Source organism: Vibrio sp. E150_011, from assembly GCF_053544015.1.
This window is the reverse complement of sequence record NZ_JBHFOL010000003.1, coordinates 260618-283727: the sequence shown is the minus strand read 5'-3', so window position 1 is coordinate 283727 and position 23110 is coordinate 260618. Positions and strand designations below refer to the sequence as shown.

18 protein-coding genes are annotated in these 23110 nt (G+C 44.0%); 7 read left to right on the top strand and 11 right to left on the bottom strand.

Annotation, left to right across the window (positions count from 1 at the left end; all coding sequences use genetic code 11):
• Positions 1–75 precede the first annotated feature (75 nt).
• A complete protein-coding gene (asnB, locus tag ACE1OE_RS07385) occupies positions 76–1740 on the top strand; it encodes an asparagine synthase B (RefSeq protein ID WP_449210598.1) in 1665 nt (554 codons plus the stop codon).
• A gap of 187 nt (positions 1741–1927) precedes the next feature.
• Here the strand turns inward: asnB and ACE1OE_RS07380 are convergent, their stop codons facing one another.
• The gene (locus ACE1OE_RS07380; protein ID WP_102468436.1) at positions 1928–3112 is read right to left on the bottom strand and encodes an NnrS family protein; all 1185 of its coding nucleotides are present in this window, start codon (positions 3110–3112) and stop codon (positions 1928–1930) included.
• Positions 3113–3383: 271 nt separating this feature from the next.
• On the opposite strand from ACE1OE_RS07380, the gene ACE1OE_RS07375 reads away from it, so the two are divergent.
• Together ACE1OE_RS07375 and ACE1OE_RS07370 are read left to right on the top strand one after the other, a co-directional pair.
• Positions 3384–3695 carry a PTS fructose transporter subunit IIB gene (locus ACE1OE_RS07375; RefSeq protein WP_102468435.1) on the top strand — a complete coding sequence of 104 codons (312 nt, stop codon included), beginning with the start codon at positions 3384–3386 and terminating at the stop codon, positions 3693–3695.
• Positions 3655–4497, top strand: coding sequence for a PTS sugar transporter subunit IIA (locus tag ACE1OE_RS07370; RefSeq protein ID WP_449210597.1), 843 nt, complete (start codon positions 3655–3657; stop codon positions 4495–4497). The genes ACE1OE_RS07375 and ACE1OE_RS07370 overlap by 41 nt, the downstream gene beginning before the upstream one ends.
• On the opposite strand, the gene ACE1OE_RS07365 is transcribed toward ACE1OE_RS07370, so the two are convergent.
• Complete coding sequence (locus ACE1OE_RS07365; RefSeq protein ID WP_102468433.1) at positions 4492–5322, bottom strand: helix-turn-helix transcriptional regulator; 831 nt, start codon at positions 5320–5322, stop codon at positions 4492–4494. The genes ACE1OE_RS07370 and ACE1OE_RS07365 overlap by 6 nt on opposite strands.
• A gap of 489 nt (positions 5323–5811) precedes the next feature.
• Between ACE1OE_RS07365 and ACE1OE_RS07360 the strand changes: the two genes are divergently transcribed.
• Both ACE1OE_RS07360 and ACE1OE_RS07355 read left to right on the top strand, forming a co-directional pair.
• On the top strand, positions 5812–7704 hold the full coding sequence (locus tag ACE1OE_RS07360) for a PTS fructose transporter subunit IIABC (RefSeq protein ID WP_449210596.1): 1893 nt from the start codon (positions 5812–5814) through the stop codon (positions 7702–7704).
• Between the two features lie 304 nt (positions 7705–8008).
• Positions 8009–9010, top strand: a complete 1002-nt coding sequence (locus ACE1OE_RS07355; protein ID WP_102468431.1) for a substrate-binding domain-containing protein — start codon at positions 8009–8011, stop codon at positions 9008–9010.
• 94 nt (positions 9011–9104) lie between these two features.
• Here the strand turns inward: ACE1OE_RS07355 and galM are convergent, their stop codons facing one another.
• The 7 genes from galM to mglB all read right to left on the bottom strand — a co-directional run bounded on the left by galM (position 9105) and on the right by mglB (position 17493).
• Entirely contained in the window at positions 9105–10175 is a 1071-nt protein-coding gene (gene galM, locus ACE1OE_RS07350) for a galactose-1-epimerase (protein ID WP_372059306.1), read from the bottom strand.
• A gap of 9 nt (positions 10176–10184) precedes the next feature.
• Positions 10185–11339 (bottom strand): galactokinase, encoded by a 1155-nt coding sequence (galK, locus tag ACE1OE_RS07345; protein ID WP_449210595.1) that lies wholly within the window; start codon positions 11337–11339, stop codon positions 10185–10187.
• A 69-nt stretch (positions 11340–11408) separates the two neighbouring features.
• Complete coding sequence (galT, locus tag ACE1OE_RS07340; RefSeq protein WP_102468428.1) at positions 11409–12461, bottom strand: galactose-1-phosphate uridylyltransferase; 1053 nt, start codon at positions 12459–12461, stop codon at positions 11409–11411.
• 77 nt (positions 12462–12538) lie between these two features.
• The gene (galE, locus tag ACE1OE_RS07335; RefSeq protein WP_449210594.1) at positions 12539–13555 is read right to left on the bottom strand and encodes a UDP-glucose 4-epimerase GalE; all 1017 of its coding nucleotides are present in this window, start codon (positions 13553–13555) and stop codon (positions 12539–12541) included.
• 294 nt (positions 13556–13849) lie between these two features.
• Positions 13850–14857: a galactose/methyl galactoside ABC transporter permease MglC gene (gene mglC, locus ACE1OE_RS07330; protein WP_449210593.1), complete on the bottom strand. Its 1008-nt coding sequence runs from the start codon at positions 14855–14857 to the stop codon at positions 13850–13852.
• 10 nt (positions 14858–14867) lie between these two features.
• Entirely contained in the window at positions 14868–16376 is a 1509-nt protein-coding gene (gene mglA, locus ACE1OE_RS07325) for a galactose/methyl galactoside ABC transporter ATP-binding protein MglA (RefSeq protein WP_449210592.1), read from the bottom strand.
• Positions 16377–16518: 142 nt separating this feature from the next.
• Positions 16519–17493, bottom strand: coding sequence for a galactose/glucose ABC transporter substrate-binding protein MglB (gene mglB, locus ACE1OE_RS07320; RefSeq protein WP_102468424.1), 975 nt, complete (start codon positions 17491–17493; stop codon positions 16519–16521).
• 437 nt (positions 17494–17930) lie between these two features.
• On the opposite strand from mglB, the gene ACE1OE_RS07315 reads away from it, so the two are divergent.
• Complete coding sequence (locus tag ACE1OE_RS07315; protein WP_449210591.1) at positions 17931–19274, top strand: MATE family efflux transporter; 1344 nt, start codon at positions 17931–17933, stop codon at positions 19272–19274.
• A 559-nt stretch (positions 19275–19833) separates the two neighbouring features.
• Here the strand turns inward: ACE1OE_RS07315 and ACE1OE_RS07310 are convergent.
• Positions 19834–20727, bottom strand: coding sequence for a LysR family transcriptional regulator (locus ACE1OE_RS07310; protein WP_449210590.1), 894 nt, complete (start codon positions 20725–20727; stop codon positions 19834–19836).
• 133 nt (positions 20728–20860) lie between these two features.
• On the opposite strand from ACE1OE_RS07310, the gene ACE1OE_RS07305 reads away from it, so the two are divergent.
• Positions 20861–21466, top strand: coding sequence for a short chain dehydrogenase (locus ACE1OE_RS07305; RefSeq protein ID WP_449210589.1), 606 nt, complete (start codon positions 20861–20863; stop codon positions 21464–21466).
• Between the two features lie 482 nt (positions 21467–21948).
• On the opposite strand, the gene ACE1OE_RS07300 is transcribed toward ACE1OE_RS07305, so the two are convergent.
• Complete coding sequence (locus ACE1OE_RS07300; protein ID WP_102468422.1) at positions 21949–23034, bottom strand: ABC transporter ATP-binding protein; 1086 nt, start codon at positions 23032–23034, stop codon at positions 21949–21951.
• Positions 23035–23110 lie beyond the last annotated feature (76 nt).

Below are 23110 nucleotides of genomic sequence, written 5' to 3'. Positions count from 1 at the left end.
CATTGCGGTTGCTTTTTTTTGAGCAGATGGCAAATTGAATCCAATAGATTTAGATTTCAATGAAAAGGAAGTTGTATGTGTTCAATATTTGGCATTTTAGACATTAAGAGTGACGCGGCTGCGCTACGTCCAGTGGCATTAGAAATGTCGAAAAAGCTTCGCCATAGAGGCCCGGATTGGTCTGGCATTTATTCATCGGATAAAGCTATTTTGGCACACGAGCGTTTGGCAATTGTTGGTTTGAACAGTGGCGCTCAACCATTATACAGCCAAGATAAAAAACACATCCTAGCGGTTAATGGGGAAATCTATAACCACAAAGAAATCCGCGCTCGTTATGAAGACAAGTACGACTTTCAGACCGACTCCGACTGTGAGGTTATCCTTGCGCTGTACCAAGAGTTTGGCGAAGACCTATTGGAAGAACTCAACGGTATCTTTGCTTTTGTTCTGTACGACGAAGAGAAAGATCAATACCTCGTCGGTCGTGATCACATTGGTATTATCCCGCTTTATCAAGGCTACGATGAACATGGTAACTACTATGTCGCATCAGAAATGAAAGCACTCGTACCTGTTTGTAAAACCATCAGTGAATTCCCTCCAGGTAGCTTTTATCGCTCACAAGATGCTGAGCCACAACGCTACTATATTCGTGACTGGAATGAGTACGCTGCAGTACAAGGCAACTCCACCAGTAAAGAAGACCTAACAGAAGCGCTAGAAGCGGCGGTTAAACGCCAGCTAATGACGGATGTTCCATATGGCGTGTTGCTTTCCGGCGGATTAGATTCATCGATTACCTCAGCCGTTGCCAAACGTTTTGCGGCAATGCGTATTGAAGACGATGGTCAGTCAGAAGCATGGTGGCCACAACTGCACTCATTCGCGGTTGGCCTTGAAGGCGCACCGGACCTAATCGCTGCTCGCCAGGTTGCCGACCAGATTGGTACCGTTCACCACGAAATGACCTACACCATCCAAGAAGGTTTAGATGCTATTCGCGATGTGATTTACCATATTGAAACCTACGATGTCACGACCATCCGCGCATCAACGCCAATGTACTTATTGGCTCGTAAGATTAAGGCGATGGGAATTAAAATGGTTCTTTCTGGCGAAGGTGCTGATGAAATATTTGGCGGCTACCTTTATTTCCATAAAGCACCAAACGCAAAAGAGTTCCATGAAGAAACCGTTCGTAAGCTACTTGCACTCAACATGTTTGATTGTGCCCGTGCAAACAAATCACTCGCCGCTTGGGGTGTAGAAGGCCGTGTACCGTTCCTCGATAAAGAGTTTATCGATGTGGCAATGCGCCTAAACCCTGAAGACAAAATGTGTGGTAACGGTAAGATGGAAAAACACATCCTACGTGAGTGCTTCGAACACTACCTACCAGAATCCATTGCATGGCGTCAAAAAGAACAGTTCTCTGACGGCGTAGGCTACAATTGGATCGATACACTTAAAGCTGTTGCTGAAGAAAAAGTAACGGATAAGCAGATGGAAACCGCTGCCTTTAGATTCCCTTACAATACACCGACAACAAAAGAAGGTTACTCGTACCGCGAAATCTTCGAAGAGTTGTTCCCGTTAGAATCCGCTGCACAATGTGTACCTGGTGGCCCTTCAGTAGCTTGTTCATCTGCAAAGGCTATAGAGTGGGATGAATCATTCCAAAACTGTGTTGACCCTTCAGGTCGTGCGGTACAAGCCGTTCACAACGATGCTTATTAACGACGCCAATACTAGATGCTAAGTTAATACAAGTGACTGAAACCAGCCTTTAGGCTGGTTTCTTTTTATCTAAGTGTCGTTACAGATTGATAACGTGTTCAAATAAAGATGACGCCGTCCAAAAAAAGGTCACGAAATCGTGACCTTTTTATGTAGCTGGATTAACCCTATGGGAAATATTGCAGTATTAGCCCGGATAGCCGTCGATTCTTGCCGTCACCAGCATCTTACCAAAGTGATAAACGTACATTGAAAAAGCGTACGCCCATAGCGCGGCACTGACATCAACCATAACGAACAGATGCTGTGGCCACATCGCAACACCAACGCTGCGTAAAACAGCGGCTAGCGTAATGGCAATAAAAGGCAATGTCATATTAGGGCCTTTATAAATAGCCCGACCGGTATGCCCCATCGTCACACGACTGATCATCGCCAGAATCAAACCACCAAGTGCCCCAACGGCAAACAGGTGTAACATGGCATGCGCGGCAAATGCATCCGTTAATAGTCCTCGATACAACAAGCTAAGTGGAATACACATGTACGCTAACATCAACGACCAGACTAGTGGTTCTGACAGTGTTAACCATGGCTTCCAACGCAGCCACTTAATTAACTGAAAAGCGCCCGCGATAAGCATTAATGGTTGACCAAGAGTCGCAAAAGACAATGGGAAAAAGCTCAATGCAAACAAGCCAATTAAGGGCAGTGTTGCGCCCCATTCAATCCAAACCTTAGGTTGCGGTTTTTCATACTGAAAGCGCTTCGCAGCAAAGAAGGGAATCACCCTTCCTCCCATCACCGACAGTAATATCGTAAACCACCAAAGCATAGCCTGCCACACTGCGCTACTGCTAAAAGGAGGCATACCTTTGATTGTTGCGTAACTGGCAAAGTTTGCGAAAATAGCCAATAAAAACAGAGGGACAAAAAATAAATTTTTCCAGCCTTTCGACGCATAGACCCGAATTCCAATCTCATACGCGGAAAGTAAGATGAACATTGACTCTATCACTGATGTGAGCCAAAGCGGAGCCGGCGTCCAGAAGAGTATTCGAGGTGCCAACCACAATACAACAAGAAGAAGTAAGCGATAGTGCTTGGTTCCATTGACCCCCGTCCATGTTTGTACAGCAGTCAGCACAAATCCAACGACAATTGCCAATGAAAAACCGAAAATCATTTCATGAGCATGCCACCACAACGCCGGCACATGAAGAATGTCGGGTTGACCTTTTTGAAACATGACGACCCATGCAACCACAGCAAAAATGGCATAAACGCTGCCCATTAAAAAGAAAGGACGAAATCCAAGTCGTAACCATGGTGGGATTTTTTCCTCAACTTTTTTATCAGTAATATTTAGCATATCAACTCACTTAATACAGAATACCCACCCACAACCGCACAAATCATACCAACAATAAAAAAGAATAATAATCATGAAGTTAAATGCAAAAATCAAAAAATAAAAGTCATATAGACACAGGTTAAATCATGTCATTAGGACATCATAAGGTCAATTTTCACTTAGTAAATTTGCACTCAAACGTATACTCGTTATCAACAACTTAGTACTCTAATCACTTAATAATCTAACTAACTTATTCAACTATGGTTGATATTACAGAGATTAGACAATGAAAATTGTAGCAGTCACAGCGTGTCCTACAGGAATCGCTCATACATACATGGCGGCAGAGGCGTTACGAAAAGCCGCGCTGAGAGACAACATCGGTATAAAGGTCGAGACCCAAGGGGCAATGGGGATCGAAAACCTATTAACCGCGCAAGATATCGCGAATGCTGATTTAGTCCTAATTGCTTCTGATATAGAAATAGAAGATCGTGCCCGGTTTACCGGCAGTAAGATCCACTGTGTAACCATTGAAGACGCGCTGACGGATATTGATGCCGTCATTCGTCGCTGTTGTGACATCGTCAAACGCTAATATTATGATCGAACGACGCATTACTTTTGCTTTACCCGAAGATGGCTTTTCCGGCTGGAAAATTAACAGGCTGAAAACCCTAAGTGCCATGTTTCGCTCCGTCGTCATCGTGCACAATTTAACGTGCTGGGACAACGCGAACATCGAGTACCCACTCCACATTCTTTCATTGGCGGGCAAGCAAGACGATTTGTGTCAGTTGCATATCGAAGGCTCGGACGCCGAGTTGGCTTGCATGGTTCTCACCGATTTTATCGCTGAACACTTCATGCTCGTCAACACGGCGCATCGCAGCAATAAAAAGGCTAACCTTCCCCTACTAAAAGCGCTCACTACATTTCAGTTGCCCTTTCCTATCGATTTCCACTTTGCTCACAACGAAAGCCAGGATAAATCGATGATTTTAGAGCAAATAGCTCAATTGACGTCCATCCAACACCATCGTGAGATCATGCTTGGTTTACGAGACCGAGAACGTCATTCATCAACTGCGATCGGCCATTCCATTGCACTGCCGCATTTAATTTCGAATAAAATAGAAACGGCCTCGCTGACTGTAATTCAAAGCCCCCAGCCCGTTGATTGGCAATCAATAAAACTTGGACCTGTTAAACTCATCATCACATTGGTTTTACCTTCCCCGCCACAGCGCGCTTTACTTGTCAGCTTCACTCACCTAACAAAAGCGCTGCTTGACGATGAATTTTGTTCTTTATTGACCACCAGTAGAGAGCCAGAGGCGATCAAAGCGATCTTGATTCATCAATTGGTTAAAGGCCAAAGAGCATGTTCTTCATCATAGCGCTTGCCGATATTCGCTTGGGGTCTGCCCAGTTCGAGACTTAAAAACACGGAAAAAGTAGTTCACATCTTGATAGCCGCAACGTATCGCCACCTCTTTCAAGGTGAAATCATATTTTTTTAGCATGAACTTTGCACGATCTAGCCTCACCCAAGTAATGTAGTCCGCCAACGTCATATGGCCTTGCTGTCGAAACAAGCGAGATAGGTGATTGGGGCTAATATGAAAGCGATGGGCGATGCTCGATCGTGTAATTGAACGATGAAAATTCTCTTGGATATAAATACATATCCCTTGATACAGGTCGCCACTGCGTAAATTTTCTGAAGGTTCTGATACCATTGATTGGCTATAGGACAATAAAGCCATCAATAAGTGCTCATCCATCGGAGACTTCTTAGGCTCTTCCGCCAACGCATTCAAGGCATCAAGAATATGATCAATGGCGTGACCCGTTCGAGTGGGGACGCTATGCTTTTGTATGTCATAAAACCCTTGCTCTCCCTGTCGCTTACTCACCAAGCTAAAGCCTAATTGCCGCTTACCAAACAACAAACTTAGTACTGAACAATCCCCCTGCCAGTTCGGTTTGTTCCAGCAGTTTGGTGGAATGTAAAGTACATCTCCCGACAACACTTTCACCGTTGAAATGCCTTGCTCTGGATCTTCAAGCTCATTCTCATACTCACCACTGACCACAAGCTCTAACCTGGGAAAGTTTACTTGGTAACTACAAGGTGGCGGAGTCTGTTTATCAGAAGCAAACCAAATCCGATTGATGTGCTCTCTCTCTGCTACCAATACTTCAATTAGGTTGTAAAACATCGAAGACAATTCTCCAGCGAATGGCTAAGTATGAGGCAATAGTTGTGATATAAATCATGGTATTTCGGCTTAGAAACTAGGTTACAAAGTTCCAGCCAAGTTTAGCATAGTGATAATTACCACACTAATAAATCACAAGAAAAACACCATAAGCAATTAATTAAAAAGAATTTTAATTAAAAATAACTAACAGTAGATACCAATATAAAAAACAGATCCAGTTCACACTAAAAAAGGGTTGTTACAAAAATCTAGTAGATGTCTCTGTGGTGCACTAAAAAATCAAAGGATTCACGCTCATAATTACCCTATCGACGCACTGCATCGTGACATTATCTATCAAGGCCGTCATCGCCCACAGATAGGCTAAACACTATCATACGTATCGCTACTACATATTTAGCTATTACGCATAGTTGGTGCCCATAAAGCGATGGCATATATAGATACCATGCAGGCCCCACTCCACCTGGTAATAGGACAATCATTATGATCACGGATCTCATCAATGAACAATTGATCTGCCTAGATTTAAAAGCAACCAACAAAGATGACGTTTTTGCTGAAATGGCCGATCTACTCCATCATCAAGGCAGAATAAACGACAAAGCTCAATTCCTGGCTGATATTTACGCTCGTGAAGAAATTGGCAATACAGGCTTCGAAGAAGGCATTGCCTTACCTCACGCAAAAAGCGCAGCCGTGATTTCGCCAGCCGTCGCCATCGGCATCAGTAAGTCCGGTATCGAATACGGCGCAGAAGACGGTCAACCATCAAAACTCTTTTTTATGATTGCCTCTCCTGATGGCGGCTCTGATCATCACATTGAGGTGCTTGCCGAGCTTTCCTCTAAACTCATTGAAAATGGCTTTATTGATAACATCTTAAAAGCGACGAGCACCACGCAAGCTCTCGAATTACTATTAGCAAAACCTGAATCTAATGAGGACCAACCGGAAGCCAATAAAGGTTTCTTGATTGGCGTCACGGGTTGTCCAACTGGCGTAGCACACACCTATCTAGCCGCAGAAGCGCTTGAAAAAGGCGCGGCAGAGCTTGGCTATAAAATTAAAGTAGAAACAAATGGTTCTATCGGCGTGAAAAACAGCCCCACGGCAGAGGAGATTGCACAAGCAGACGCTATTATTGTTGCGTCAGATAAGCAGGTCGACATGAACCGCTTTGCCGGCAAAAAGCTCATTGAAACGGGTGTTAAAGCGCCAATTAGTAATGCCAAAGGCGTCATTAGTGATGCGTTAACATCACCTAAGTTCGTCGCAGATGGGAAGGCGACCAAAGCTGATAGCAATAATTCTAAGCGCTCAGATCTTTACTGCTACTTAATGAATGGCGTTTCTCATATGATCCCATTTGTTGTGACGGGCGGCCTACTTATCGCGCTTGCTTTGGCTATTGGTGGGCAACCAACAGAAGCTGGCATGGCTATTCCTGAAGGCAGTATGTGGCAAAAAGTACTCGATGTTGGTGTCGTCGCTTTCACATTGATGATCCCGATCCTGTCTGGTTACATTGCCTACGCCATCGCCGACCGCCCTGGTCTTGCTCCGGGTTTAATCGGCGGCTGGATTGCAAATAATGGGTCATTTTATGGTGCTGAAGCTGGGACAGGTTTCATTGGTGCTATTGTTGCCGGTCTACTCGTGGGTTACTTTGTCAAATGGGTGACCAGTCGTAACTATCACAAATTTATTCAACCACTTGTTCCAATTATGATTGCGCCAATTACTGGCTCTCTATTTATCTCGGCGTTGTTTATCTTTGTTATCGGCGCTCCTATTGCCAGCCTAATGGACGGTCTGAACGCCATGCTCGTTAGCATGAGTACGGGGAGTGTGGTTCTGCTGGGTATTGTTCTCGGTGGCATGGCAGGGTTCGATATGGGTGGGCCATTTAATAAGGTCGCATTCTTATTCTCTGTCGGCATGATTGCAAGCGGGCAAACTCAGTTTATGGGCGCAATGGCTTGTGCAATTCCTGTCGCACCACTTGGTATGGGCTTAGCAACGGTATTGGGACGTAAGTTCAATCTGTTTGAAGAATCGGAGCTAGAAGCAGGAAAAGCCGCGGGAGCGATGGGTCTAGTCGGCATATCAGAAGGCGCGATTCCGTTCGCCGCTCAAGACCCAATGTCGGTCATTCCAGCTAACGTTGTAGGCTCAATGGTGGCAGCGGTGATGGCTTTCTCATTCGGCATAACAAACAGCGTCGCACACGGTGGTCCAGTAGTGGCACTTCTAGGTGCGATGAATAAACCTCTGCTTGCGTTAGTTTGTATGGCAGCTGGTACTGTGGTTACGGCTTTAGTTTGTATCAGTTTGAAAAAAATGCGTTCAGCAAAAGCTGAGTTAGTGACTGCATAAGAAGACACAAAGTGACTAAATTGCGCAGTAACTGAGTAGTACATAGTAACTGAATAGTACATAGTAACTGAATAGTACATGGTAACCCTCGCACAGAAACCTGATGTTTCTGATAAATCTAAAGCCCCGTTGAGGGGCTTTTTTTTGTCCACGAACACCCTCACGGTGTGTAACGTTTACATATAGCCTAAAACCACACAGGGCATGTCATCACACATCACATAATGTTCAATTTTGTGAAACATTGATTGCGATATTTACACGACAAGCGTTTAATAACTCTATAAATAAAAAGAGGTGTCAGATGGCAACGATAAAAGATGTCGCAAAAGAAGCTGGGGTGTCAGTCGCCACCGTTTCTCGAGTAACCAATAACTCACCCAAAGCGAGTGCCGCTTCGATTGCGTCGGTCACTGCCGCAATGAAAAAACTTGGTTATCGACCTAACGCCAATGCCAGAGCCCTCGTCAGTCAAAGCACTAAAACCGTGGGTGTATTGGTAAGTGATGTCTCCGACCCATTTTTCGGAACATTGGTTAAAGCGGTCGATGATGTGGCTCACCAGCATGGTAAACATATATTAATTGGTAATGGCTACCACAACGCCGAAGAAGAAAGACAAGCAATTGAGCTGCTGATTAACAGCCGTTGCGATGCATTGGTCATTCACTCGAAGGCACTGCCTGACGAAGAACTCATTCGCTATGCCGAAGAAGTGAAGGCATTGGTATACATTAACCGAAATATTCCAGAGCTTCCCGGTCGCTGTATATCCTTAGACAATTATAAAGGGGCTTACCTCGCCACTGAGCAACTCATCCGTCACGGTCATACCAACATTGCGTGCATCTCTTCATCTCATCAAATTGAAGATGTGGATCAACGCCTTGCAGGTTATCTTGAAGCGCTCAAAGCCAATAATATCGAGCTTTCGAAAAGCTATATCGAATATGGTGAGCCGGACAGTGATGGTGGCGAAAAAGCCATGACAAACCTACTCACAAAATCATTGCCGATAACGGCCATCGTGGCCTACAACGATAATATGGCGGCAGGTGCGCTATCAGTGCTCGAAGAAAACCAATTTGAGCTGCCTAATCAGATGTCGATTATCGGCTTTGACGATGCATTAATTGCAAAATATTTATATCCACGCCTCACGACGATTCGCTACCCAATTAAAATGATGGCGGAAAAAGCGGCGCAAATTGCAATTTCTTTGTCGAACAATGAAACCATCGATAAAGATCTGCTGGTTTACTCTCCAACCTTGGTTCAGCGCAATTCAGTCGAAAGAATCAAATAAAAGAACCCCAGCTCAAATTAAGACGAGCTGGGGTTATTCTTATTCTGTTTCCCCCTTACTCAAACGAGTAATAAGTAAAGGCAACGCGCTACCTCTATGACTCCTCCCCCGAGATGTCAAAGCGGTAGCTCGTCGTATACCAGTACTCCTGATCTGGCTGGAGAATACAGCTAGGCTGCGGCCATTCAGGATGGTTAGGTGAATCAGGTAAGAATTGAGTTTCTAATGCAAACCCTGCGTAATCGGTATAGCACCCCTTGGAGCGATTTGGCGTTCCAGCAAGGTAATTTCCCGTGTACAACTGCATCGCAGGTTTATTACTAAATACCTGTAGCGTTAAAGCGCCATCAGGGGAATGGACATAGGCGACAGGTCTGTCATCCAAGCCATCATGGTTAAGCAAGAATGAGTGATCGTACCCTTTTGCACGCTGTTGATGCTCGTCTTGCATCCAATGCGTGTCAATACGTTTTGATTCGTTAAAATCAAAACTCGTGCCCGCCACCGATTGCAACTCACCCAGTGGGATCCCCTTTTCATCGGACGGTAAAAACTGGTCAGCGTTGACCATCAAACGATGTCCCAAACAGTCTTGTCCGCTCTCAGCACCCAGCAAGTTAAAATAGGCATGATTGGTTAGGTTCACCACGGTTGGCGAATCGGTCGTCGCTCGATAGCTGATCACCACCTCATTGTCATCGGTCAGATCATAACGGGTAATGACAGTAAGATTTCCAGGAAAGCCTTGATCCCCATCAGCGGAGCAAAGTTTCAACTCAACGAAACTGACTCCCTGCGCCAACACTTGCCAACGACGCTTATCGAAGCCGTCGCTGCCACCATGCAACGTATTGCCCGCTTGGTTCAAAGCCAATTGATAAGTATCCGCTTCGATAGAAAACTGCCCAGCTTTGATGCGATTGGCATAGCGGCCAACCGTCGCCCCCATGTAACTGACTTGCTTAGTGTAATCCAAGCATCCCAGCAAGACCTCTCGACAACCATCAGGCTCACCATCAAGGGGAACCTTGCAACTGACCCACGTCGCGCCAACATCAAGCACGCCAATCACCATCCCGTTGACATTACTTAATTCAATAAGCTCAACAGGATTACCGTCAGGTACTTGCATAGCCGTCAACGTATCAACCATCGAAATAGACATGACGCTTCCTTATGAGATAACACCAGCACCATTTTTTGCTTGGCACACGTAAATAGACTCTTTGAGGCCGGTTGCGGCTTCATACTGTTCATCCAGTGCTGCCACTATGTCATCAACAAGAGCAGGCGGAACTAATGAAACGATACAGCCCCCAAAGCCTCCTCCCGTCATGCGAACACCACCTTGGTCACCAATCACACCTTTAACGATATCAACAACCGTGTCGACCTCTTTTACTGTGATTTCGAAATCATCACGCATCGATACGTGAGACTGTTCCATCAATTGCGCCATGCGCTTCATATCACCGCGACTAAGTGCATCGGCAGCCTCGACTGTGCGGTCGTTTTCAGTAATGACATGGCGAGCACGTTTAGCGACAACAGCATCAAGTTCATCAATGCGGTCATTGAATTGTTCAAGCGTGACATCTCGCAATGCTTTCACACCAAAAATACGTGCGGCTTCTTCACACTGCTCACGGCGTGTATTGTATTCACTATCAACAAGGCCACGCTGTTTATTGGAGTTAATGATGACGACAGACATATCTTCTGGCATTGAAACCGCGCGTGTTTCTAAGCTTCGACAATCAATAAGCAAGGCATGATGCTCTTGACCTTCTGCTGAAATAAGCTGATCCATGATACCGCAGTTACAGCCCACAAACTCGTTTTCAGCCTGTTGACTATTCAAGGCTATGTCAGCTTGAGAAATATCTAAATCATAAAGAGTTTTAAACGTTTGCCCTATCACGACCTCTAACGCAGCGGAAGAGCTTAAGCCAGCGCCTTGCGGTACATTACCTGACACCGCAATATCAGCACCGCCGATCTTATAGCCGCGTACAAGTAAGAACTTCACCACGCCACGGATATAGTTCGCCCACATTTTATTAGGCTGAAACGAAATCTCCTGGGTGATATCAAACTCATCAACCGCATCTTGATAATCAACCGAGATAACTCTTACGATATTGTCATCACGCTTAGTCGTTGCAACCATCGTTTGATAGTTAATGGCACATGGCAAAACAAAACCATCATTATAGTCGGTATGCTCACCAATTAAGTTCACTCGACCAGGCGCCTGTACAAAATGAGCGGGTTTGGCCCCCACGACACGAGTAAAGGCATTCGCTACGTTTTGGATTAGATCATTCATAGATAATAACTCTCAAATATCAGAGGCATCGCGCTATGCTCGATGCATCAAACTTATAAATTCATGGTTTTATTGTTGCTTATAGTGCACATCACTTAAAGAACGAAGGCGTTCAGCGGCTTGCTCTGCAGTCAAATCACGCTGTGATTCCGCCAACATTTCGTAACCCACCATGAACTTACGAACTGTCGCTGAACGTAATAATGGCGGATAAAACATGGCGTGCAGCTGCCAGTGCTCAATCCCTTCTCCCTCATCAAAAAACGGCGCGTAATGCCAGCCCATGGAATAAGGGAAAGAACACTCAAACAAATTATCGTAACGTGCGGTCAATTTTTTAATCGCTACAGCGAGGTCATCTTTTTGCTCCTCACTCAGCTCACTCATCCGGCGGATATGTACCTTAGGTAATAGCATCGTTTCGAATGGCCAGGCCGCCCAATAAGGCACAACTGCTAACCAATGCTCGGTTTCAACGACAGTACGTGCCCCATCTTTCATTTCGGATGTAACATAATCAACCAACAGGTTGCTACCTTGCTCGGCGTAATACTCTCGCATTAGACGGTCTTTACGTTCGATTTCATTGGGTAAAAAGCTGTTGGCCCAAACCTGACCATGAGGGTGCGGTTGTGAGCAGCCCATCGCCTCGCCTTTGTTCTCAAAGGCTTGAACCCAGACATAATCTTGTCCCAATTCTTCGATTTGTTCATTCCATGTATCTACAACGCAACGCAATGCAGAAAGCGGAAGCTCTGGCAACGTCTTACTGTGGTCGGGAGAAAAGCAAATCACGCGACTTAGACCACGCACCCCTTGAGTTTTAAATAAAGGGTTTGTCGATTCAGGGGCATCAGGTGAATCAGGCATCAACGCCGCAAAATCATTTTTAAAAACGTACGTGCCCTTGTAATCAGGATTGATATCACCTGAAATACGCTCATTAGTTGGGCACAAAAAACAACCAGCATCATAGTGAGGAATCTGAACATTCGACACCTCTTCGCTCTGGCCACTCCATGGTCGTTTGGCTCGATGAGGAGAAACAAGGATCCACTGCCCAGTTAATGGGTTATAGCGACGATGTGGATGATCAACAGGATTAAATTCAATATTCGACATTATCTTTACTCAATACGTCAGCGCCGAGCGCTTTGAAAAACACAAGATTTATAACTTTGTTCAATCTACCGCAGTCGTTACTCCTCGTAACCGTTCGGGTTATTCGATTGCCAGCGCCAAGAGTCAGCCGTCATATCTCGTAGAGAACGGCTTGCTTTCCAATTCAAGTCAGCCTCGGCTTTTGCCGTGCTCGCCCAGCATTCTGCGATGTCACCAGGACGCCTTGGGTGTAGCTCATACGGGACAGGCTTACCACATGCTAGGCTGAATGCCTCGACCATGTCTAAAACGCTGCTTCCTTTACCAGTACCGAGATTATAGATATGTAGGCCTTGTTTTTGCCCTACTGCTTTTAATGCCGCGACATGCCCGTCGGCTAGGTCCATAACGTGGATGTAGTCACGAACTCCCGTTCCATCAGGTGTGTCATAGTCGTCACCAAATACGGAGAGTTTGTCACGACGACCGACAGCGACTTGAGCAATAAATGGCATGAGATTATTTGGGATCCCTTGCGGATCCTCTCCCATCGTTCCTGACGGATGCGCCCCTACTGGATTAAAGTACCGCAGCAACGTAATGCTCCATTCTTCGTCGGAGGTGAAGACATCACTTAAACAGCGTTCAACCATGAATTTACTCGTGCCGTAAGGGTTAGTCGTCTTACCCACTGGTGAATTCTCAGTAATCGGCACAATCTCAGGATCGCCATAGACGGTTGCAGAAGAGCTAAATATGATACTTTTAACCCCTGCATTTCGCATCGCATTGGCTAACACCAGCGTACCCGCTACATTGTTATCATAATATTCAATAGGCTTAGCGACTGATTCGCCCACCGCTTTTAAACCAGCAAAATGAATGACGGATTGGATATCATGTTCGGAGAAGATTCGTTCAAGCAATTCGGCATCGCGGACATCGCCATGATAAAACGTTGGTGCTTGACCACTGAGCGCTTTAATTCTGGAAATAACGGATTGCTTGGCGTTACAAAGATTGTCAATAATTACCGGTTCAATGCCACTCTCTAGCATTTGCACACATGTATGGCTACCGATGTAACCCATTCCACCTGTCACGAGTACTTTCACATTCCGCTCCTAGATTTTATCTGCCTTTAATTCACGATGTTTGAGCCGTGAATTCGCGCTATTTATTTAAACTAAGCAAATTGTAGCAACAGTCATCAAGATCGATCTGTGACTAAACTCTCAAAGTGTAAACGTTTACACTAAAACTTAAAAAAACAGGCTCATTAATAATGATTAGAGAGGATAACCGCTTAAAAATGAGATCACCGTCACTCCATTTAATGTAAAACGGTTACACATATTCATTAGCACGTAAAAAAAGGGCTATCAAATTGATAGCCCTTTTATAGATCGTTACTTTTTATTCGCGTACTTCATCGAATCTAAGGCCACCGCAAAGATGATGATTGACCCCTTGATAATGTACTGCCAATAAGGGTTAACACCAATGTAGGTCATCCCATAGTTAATAACAGTAAAGATAAGCACCCCGGTAACCACACCAGCAATACTCCCCACACCACCAGCAAAGGAGACACCACCAACCACACAAGCCGCGATAGCATCTAGCTCATATAAGAAACCGAGGTTATTAGTTGCACTGCCAATTCGGCCCGCTTCTAACATACCGGCAAACCCATAGAATACACCCGATAATGCATACACTTTAAGCAGTGTCACAGGGACATTCACACCCGATACTTTGGCTGCTTCTGGGTTTCCACCTACTGCAAAGATATTTTTACCAAAGACCGTTTTGTTCCAAAGAACCCACATGAAAACAATGGCGATAATGGCATAAAAAGTGATATAGGAAAGCCTGAAGTCTCCCATACGAATAAACCCTTGGGTAAATTCAGAAAAGCGCTCGTCGAAGCCAGCGATCGGGGAAGCCCCAACGGAATCATAATAAAGCGAGTTCACACCGTAAACGATGATCATTGTGCCCAAGGTCGCGATAAATGGGGTCACTTTTAAGTAAGCCACAATAATACCGTTAATCAAACCGATGATCGCACCTAACGCACAAACCACAACGATAACCGCTACGATAGGGACATCACCTAGACCAGGGAATACCTTATTCACGTTGTCCACGGATTGTAGCAAGGTTGCGGATACAACGGCAGCGAGACCAACCTGACGACCTGCCGAAAGATCGGTACCTTGCGTGACAATTAATCCAGCAACACCCAATGCGATAATGACACGAACAGAAGATTGCGTCAGGATATTACTAAAGTTTCTTAAACTTAAAAAAGAGGGTTCTTGAACAATAATAATTGCCAATAATATAAATAGAACCGCATAGATCGCACCTTCGGTTAAATGCTTCTTTGCGTATGATTTAATAGCGTCCATAATAATTTCCCTAGAGGTAACGTGAGGCCAGCTCTAATATTTCACTTTGTGTTGTTTCTTTCGTATCCACGACACCAGCCGCTCGACCATTACTCATCACTAAAATACGGTCAGTAATACCTAGTAACTCTGGCATTTCAGAAGAAATAATAATAATACCTTTATTTTTCTTAGCTAATTCAAGAATCAATTGATAGATTTCAAATTTAGCCCCGACATCGATACCTCGAGTAGGTTCGTCAAGCATTAATATTTCAGGTTGTGTCAATAACCAGCGACCAATAATCACTTTTTGCTGGTTACCACCTGACAACGATCCTATTGAGGTGTCATGAGATGGAGTCTTGACGCTCATTGAATCAATAACCCACTGGGTATCACTTTTCATTTTCTTATTACTGAGTAACCCCGACTTAGTCTTATAATTATCGACGTTAGCCACAAGGGAGTTAAAAGTGATATCTAGATTGCCGTATATCCCAGTAGAGCGACGTTCTTCCGTGACCAAAGCAAAGCCATTATTAATCGCTTCGTGAGCATCTCGGTTTTTCATTTCTTTGCCGTTAAGAAAAATCTGGCCTTCACTTCGCTCACGTACACCAAATATCGTCTCAACAATATCTGTGCGTCTTGAGCCAACCAAGCCAGCAACACCAAGAATCTCACCTGCTTTTAGGTCAAAAGACACATCTTGAATCGATGGTTGATTCACAGCTGTGAGGCCTTTAACCTCAAGGACGGTTTCTTTAGGTGTATTGCTCTTCTCTGGGAAACGTTGCGTCAGCTCACGTCCCACCATCATCGATATAATGGCATCCATATCAAGTCCCTGTAGAGGACGAGTAATGACCCATTGACCGTCTCGTAGGATGGTAATTTCATCGCAAATCGCAAAAATCTCTTCCATCTTATGGGAGATATACACCACACCGCAGCCTTTCTCTTTCAGCTTTTTGATGATGGTGAATAGATGGTTGACTTCTTTTTCAGTTAAAGAAGAGGTCGGCTCATCCATAATGACTATTTTGGCGTCATAAGAAAAGGCCTTCGCGATCTCTAGCATCTGCATTTGAGAAACAGACAGTGTACTTACTTTAACCTTGGGATCGATATTGATATCCAATTCTTCAAAAATTTCTTTTGTGTCACGATACATTTTATCGTGATCGACAAAGAAGCCTTTTTTAGGATATCGCCCAAGCCAGATGTTATCCATCACCGTACATTGAAGTACTTGATTTAGTTCTTGGTGAACCATTGAAACACCGGATTCCAATGCTTCTTTTGATGATTGAAAGTTAATGTTCTTTCCTAAAAAGACAATATCACCTTCATTTTTTTCATATATTCCGAATAGGCATTTTAATAACGTCGACTTTCCAGCTCCATTCTCACCCATAAGAGCATGAATAGAATTAGGTCGAACTTTTAAATTAACTTTATCTAATGCCTTAACCCCAGGAAACTCTTTACTAATCCCTGTCATCTCTAACAAGAATTCATGTTCTTGATTAACCATGGCATCACTTTCTTATTGTTACAATAAACCACAAGACACAACTTACCAAAAATAAGTAATAACTACTCAGTTACCTATTTCAATTATATAATTTCTATATTATTTAGGGAGAACATTGTTCTCCCTAAATATAAGGTAAGTATTACTCTAACGTTGACTTATCAACACCAACATAAGGGACACGAACGACTTTATCTGTCATTTCCCATTGTGTGCCTTCTGTCGCTGTTTTTCCGTTTGCAAGGTTACGAGCTAGCTCAAATGTTGCTTTTGCTTGTGAATCCGCATCGTTTAGAACCGTACCAGCCATTGCGCCAGATTTAACTAACGCCAATGCTTCAGCAAGGGCATCAACGCCAAACACAGGAATGTCGGTACCCGCACCTTTCAGAGCTTCTACTGCGCCCATAGCCATGCCGTCATTATTCGCGATAACGACTTCAATGTTGCTACCGTTAGGGCCAGACAACCATGCATCCATCTTATCTTTTGCCATCGCGGTATCCCACATGCCTGTATCCATGTGTAATTCTTCGGTTTTAATTCCGTTGTCGTTGATGGTTTTTACTGAATAAGAAGTACGCGCCTCTGCATCTGGGTGACCAGGTTCACCTTTTAACATAACGTATTGAATGACGCCGTCGCCATTCTTATCCCAAGATGAATTCGCTTTCCACTGCTGGGCAATCAAATCGCCTTGGATAATGCCTGATTCTTTTGAATCGGTACCGACATAATACGCTTTATCGTAACTATCAAGTGCTTTACGGCTTGGTTCTTTGTTGTAGAAAACAATTGGCACGTCGTCCATTTTCGCTTTCTTAATAATGCTTGGTGCTGCTGCTGGGTCAACGAGGTTGATTGCCAACGCCTGTACACCACGAGCAAGCATGACATCTACTTGATCATTTTGCATTGATTGACTGTTTTGAGAGTCATTCATCAATACGCGAGTATCGCTGTCATTGTCTGCTTCTTTCACAATCGCCTGACGAACAACCGACATAAAGTTATCGTCATATTTATAGATTGTAAAACCAACAGTAGTGCTTGCAACCGCTTGAGTTCCGAAGCCCATACCAGCACACAGTGCAGCCAAGAGTGTTAACTTTCTCATTGAACAAGTCCTATTTGTTAATATTATAATTGAGTTGTAGGGGTAAAAACGTTCTAGTTCAGCTTACAACTTGCTCAACGTGAAAACGTTTAACCCAAATTATAGTGACAAATTGAACAATTAATGTGAGGAAGTTAAAAAAACTCACAACCGTAACAAAAAGTGTCAATTGGGATTCAAATTGTTTGAAACAGTTAACAAACGAAGAAAAAACAAGCATTCTCAATGTTTCACAGTGTAACATCGAGATCTATATCTCCTTTTTTCCGTGACATCTCTGTTTTTATGATTATAAAATGCACACCAAATAATGGTAACGTTTACATCTCTATATTAACTAGCCAAAACTATTCATTCACCAAGTATTGTGTTTGATTATTTTCTGAGTACACTTGCCAGCCCTTAATTTAGTCTCATGAACCACTAGGCGTCATCTCATGTCTAAAACTGCTTCAACGCTCAATAAACGAATGAATATTGTTGCGCTTACCTGGCCAATTTTCGTTGAAGTTCTTTTACGTACCGCACTCAATACCACCGACGTGTTTATGTTAAGTGGCTATTCAGATCTCGCGGTATCTGCGGTGGGCGTCATTACTCAGATAACCTTTTTCCTGATTGTTGTCTCTATGATGGTTAGTAGCGGAACCGGGATTTTAATCGCCCAATTTAATGGCGCGTCACGTTTCATTGATTCAGCCCAAGTAGGCGTAGCCAGTATTCTCTTGGCTTGCGCAGTGGGTAGCTTTTTAAGCTTGTCACTTTTTCTAGGCGCTGAACAATTTATTTCACTATTTGGGCTTGAGAAGGAAGTGGCTGGCTTTGGCTATGACTATCTCATCATTAGTGGCTCGATGACCTTCAATGTGACGATTGGCATTGTTCTCACTACGATACTACGCAGCCATGGTTACTCTCGCTCACCAATGGTGATTAACCTCATCGCAGGTGTGATTAACATTGCTGGTAACTATATTGCTTTGTATCAACCCTTCGGTCTGCCTGTATTTGGTGTGAGTGGTGTGGCTACTGCTACCGTGGTCAGCCAACTCATTGGGACGTTGTTGATGTGCCAAGTGGTACGGTCGAAAAAAATTGATTTACCTTTCTCACAATGGCGTGTCATTCCTAAGGCGCTTTATAAGAAAATAGTTAAGATTGGCGCAATGAATGCGGGAGAGATTTTATCGTATAACCTAGCGCAAATGACCATTGTGTATTTTGTTGTACAGATGGGCACATCGTCACTCGCCGCCTATACGTATTCGCAAAATATCACTCGCGTCTCGTTTGCTTTTGCGCTGGCACTAGGACAAGCAGGTCAAATCCAAACCAGCTACTTTATAGGGAAAGGCTGGACCGATGATATTTTGCATCGAATTCAAAAGTACTACCTCGTCGGCCTTGCGGTATCTATTAGCATCATTCTAGCCATATTTTTATTCCGCTACCCACTCATTGATCTATTTACGCAAGACGATGAGATTGTTGCTCTGGTCGCCATGCTTATCGCAGGCTCTCTCTTTGTTGAATCAGGGCGAGTCTCTAACTTGATTTTTATTGCCGCCCTAAAGGGCTCTGGTGATATCAAATTTCCAGTGCAAATGGGTATCTTGAGCATGTGGGGCGTGGCCGTCTTATTTAGCTACTTGTTTGGTATTCATTGGGGCTATGGCGTGATCGGTGCTTGGATCGCGATTGGGTTGGACGAATGGGTACGTGGTATCGTCATGATTCGTCGCTGGCGCTCAAAAGTCTGGACGCGTTTTCAGCTGACTTAGAGCACTCATTTATTTATGTGAACTGACAGTGTTATCGGAGGACAATAACGTTTGTTCAGCGCCAGTAAAATCTGATCATTTACCCATCCCAATTAGGCCGTCATCCTCGTGCAAACGAGGATCTTCATCAGCATGTGACTCACTTAAATAAATAGAAATAAATAACACACGAATAGGTTCACAACGCGCTGACGAAGATCCCCTTTTCAAGGGGATGACGGTTAGTTTTTATTTGTAGAGGCGCTCACATGCCGGGATTTATTCTGCGCTGATGAAAACTGAACTAGCACGTTTTTGGACAGAGGCCACTTAGCTTATCGCTCTTCAAACCATCTCTATTAGGCCGTCATCCTCTTGCAGACGAGGATCTTCACCAGCGTGTGACTCACTTAAATAGAAATGAATGACACCAGAATAGGCTCATAACGCGCCGATGAAGATCCCCTTTTTCAAGGGGATGACGGTTAGTTTTATTTGTCGGGCAGTAACATGCCAGAATTTATTCTGCGTTCATGAAAACCGAACGGGCACATTTTTGGACATTTTCGTGTTATGCGACCTATTCGAGGTACTTTTCCTCTAACAGAGAAACAACCCACTTTTGTAGCGGATCACCGCTATACCTAGGGTGCCATGCAGCAATAACATCAAACGGCTCAGGTGACTCGCTCATATCGATTTGCGTCACATTCAATCCCTCAACCGCTCTCGAAGGCAAAAAAGCAATAGAATCTGTTGTTTCTAGGTAAAGAGGTACCACGGAGAAACAAGGTGCTGACACAACAATATTACGCTCTAAACCAAACTGCTTGAACCATTCATCTATTGATCCCTTAAAGTTTGGCCTAGAAGGCGAAGCAATAATTGCTGGATGGGCTGCGATTTCTTTGAGTGAAGGATTTACTTTGGAAATCGTTGAATCATTGGATGTGATACACACATGGTGCTCTTCAAACAACTTAATGATTGGATAAGACTCAGGTATATAATCAGGAAATGCTATCGCTAAGTTCACTTTTCCACTTTCCATCAAGTCATTTAACTTATCTAGCTCAAAGTCTCTAACAATGATTTTTAAGTTTGGCGACTGAACTCTCAACATTGCAATTAACGGTGGTAGAACGACTTGTTGCGCATAGTCTGTAGCTGCTATGACATAGGTACCTTTTATCGTTGTTGGATCAAACATTTTCGGAGAGAGGAGAGCTTGAAAATCTCGAAGTAGTTTATCAACTTCTAAAGAGAGTTCTTCTGCCAAAGGCGTGGGAACAAAGCCATTGGTTTTTCTAAGAAACAGTCTGTCTCCAAATACATCGCGCAGTTTTCTTAGTTGCTCACTTACCGCTTGTTGAGTTAAGCCCAGCTGACTTGCTGCCTTCGAAGCACTCTGCTCTCGAATCAACGCCTGAAAGACTCTGAGCTGTTTAATGTCCAATCTATCGAGCTTGTTCACTTAAGTTATCTTTTTCCTAACGGAGTGTTACCAGTTTTTATTGTATCACTTACAAGATAACGTTGTTTCTATTTGTTTTCTTCAGCCATTAACATAGCTCCTGTCAAAACAAATCATAGAGACGGAGAAAGTCATGAAAACAGTAATTCTAATTGGTGCTTTGGGTAAGATGGGACAAGCGGCATTAACGGGTTTAGGTAACCATAACGTGATTACCGCAGGCCGCTCAGGTAATGTTGACCATATTATTGATATTACTGATGAAAGCTCGGTTCGAGCACTATATGAAAAAGTTGGTCACTTTGATGCTGTTGTTAACACGGTTGGTTTTTGTGAGTATGCAACATTTGCTGAAATGAACGAGTCACAATGGATGACCACGGTAATGAGCAAAATGATGGGACAGATCAACCTTGTTCGTATTGGCCAAGAGTATATCGCTGATAACGGCTCATTCACTCTAATCAGTGGCATATTAAATGTAAAACCTATCCCTTATGCGATTGCTGATGCAACAACAAGCGGTGCTATCGATACCTTTGTTAAATGTGTTGCACACGAAATGCCACGTGGTACACGCATCAACGTTGTGAACCCAACAGTATTGGAAGAAGCATGGGAAGTTTATGGTGAAATGATGCCAGGCTTTGAGCCAGTCCCAAGTAAACTCGTTGGTAAAGCGTTTGAGCGTTCCGTTGACGGGTTTATCAATGGCGAAATACTGTTCGTAGATGCTTAACGGTTTCTAATTAAGAGGCTCGCCTTCTAGGCCGTGCCTCTTAACGTAAATCGAGTAGTTACGTTAACAAACTTTGGGAAAAACTAAGCTAACTATGTTGTGGTTCAGTGAGCGCTGCCGCTAGATTCCTTTCTTCAAAGGAATGACCAATTATTGGATGCTTTGGTTGCTGATTAAGGATAGTTTTTCCAGACACGTTTTTAACATTGATCAAACCTGTATTGTCATCGTTTTAGGTTGGCATTGGTGCTACACCTAAAAATGATCAAACCTTAACAATCACATTGATAAAAACGGTATAAAAAAACAAACGCTTCCGTCCGACACTTGTCCTATGACAAGAGTCGATATACCAAAGAAACGTATCACTACAACAAAGAAAGACTGTATATTATCCCGAGTCTTTCTTTGTTGCTTAATTTTGGCTGTTGACTCAGTTTCGGTGGCTCCATATAACTCGTGCACTTGCCTCACTGGCGCGTCTAGCCATTAGAAATACACAGTGAATCAAAGAAAAGATGGCAGTCACTTAGGTTGAAGCTCAGAGTCAGTTCATCTTGTCTCGCGACTTCTATATCACCCGATATGTGAACACGATAGTTATCAAACCCAGCCGCCATCCCAAACAGGTAGGTACTATTTCCTAGGCGCTCGACCGCATGAGTAGTGAAGTGAAGTGTCGCCTCACCGCTGCCATCAACCGCAATATGTTCGGGCCTCAAGCCAAAGCTGACTTTATCCCCTTCCGATACCGCTCGACTGTCGGCTTTCATACTCACAGATTGCCCATCAGGTAATGATATGGTCACGTTGCCTTCGTCGGCGGCAGTGACTAAGGCAGGCAACATATTCATCTTTGGAGAACCAATAAATCCAGCAACGAACTCATTGGCAGGATGATTATATAACTCCAATGGCGATCCCACTTGCTCAACTTTACCGTCACGCAATACGACAATTTTATCGGCTAACGTCATCGCTTCCACTTGGTCATGTGTCACATACACCATCGTCGTATCCAGCTCACGATGCAGGCTTGCTATTTGTAGGCGCATATCAACACGAAGCTCAGCATCCAAGTTAGACAGTGGCTCATCAAACAAGAAGACTTTCGGGTTACGTACAATGGCACGTCCAATCGCAACTCGCTGACGCTGCCCACCAGACATATCTTTCGGTTTTCTATCCATAAGATGATCAAGTTGTAGCGCTTTCGCGGCGCGATCAACGCGTTGTTTGATTTCTGCTTTTGGAAAACCATTCATCTTCATGCCAAACCCCATATTCTCTTCCACGGTTAGGTGTGGGTAGAGAGCATAAGATTGAAACACCATCGCGATCCCACGCTCAGCGGGATCGACATGGTTCACTACTTGGTTGTCAATTTCCATCACACCGTCAGTGATTTCTTCTAGCCCCGCAATGAGCCTAAGCAGTGTTGATTTTCCGCAACCAGACGGGCCAACAAAAACAACAAATTCACCTTTTTTAATATCAAGGTCTACACCATGAATCACCGTAGTGTCGCCATAACTTTTGACCACATTGGAAAGCTTAATATCCGCCATGCTTTATCCTTTAAAAATTCTGTCACTCGCCTTGTCGTTACAAGGCAAAAAATACGGGTTAGCGCGTGAGCGTTGT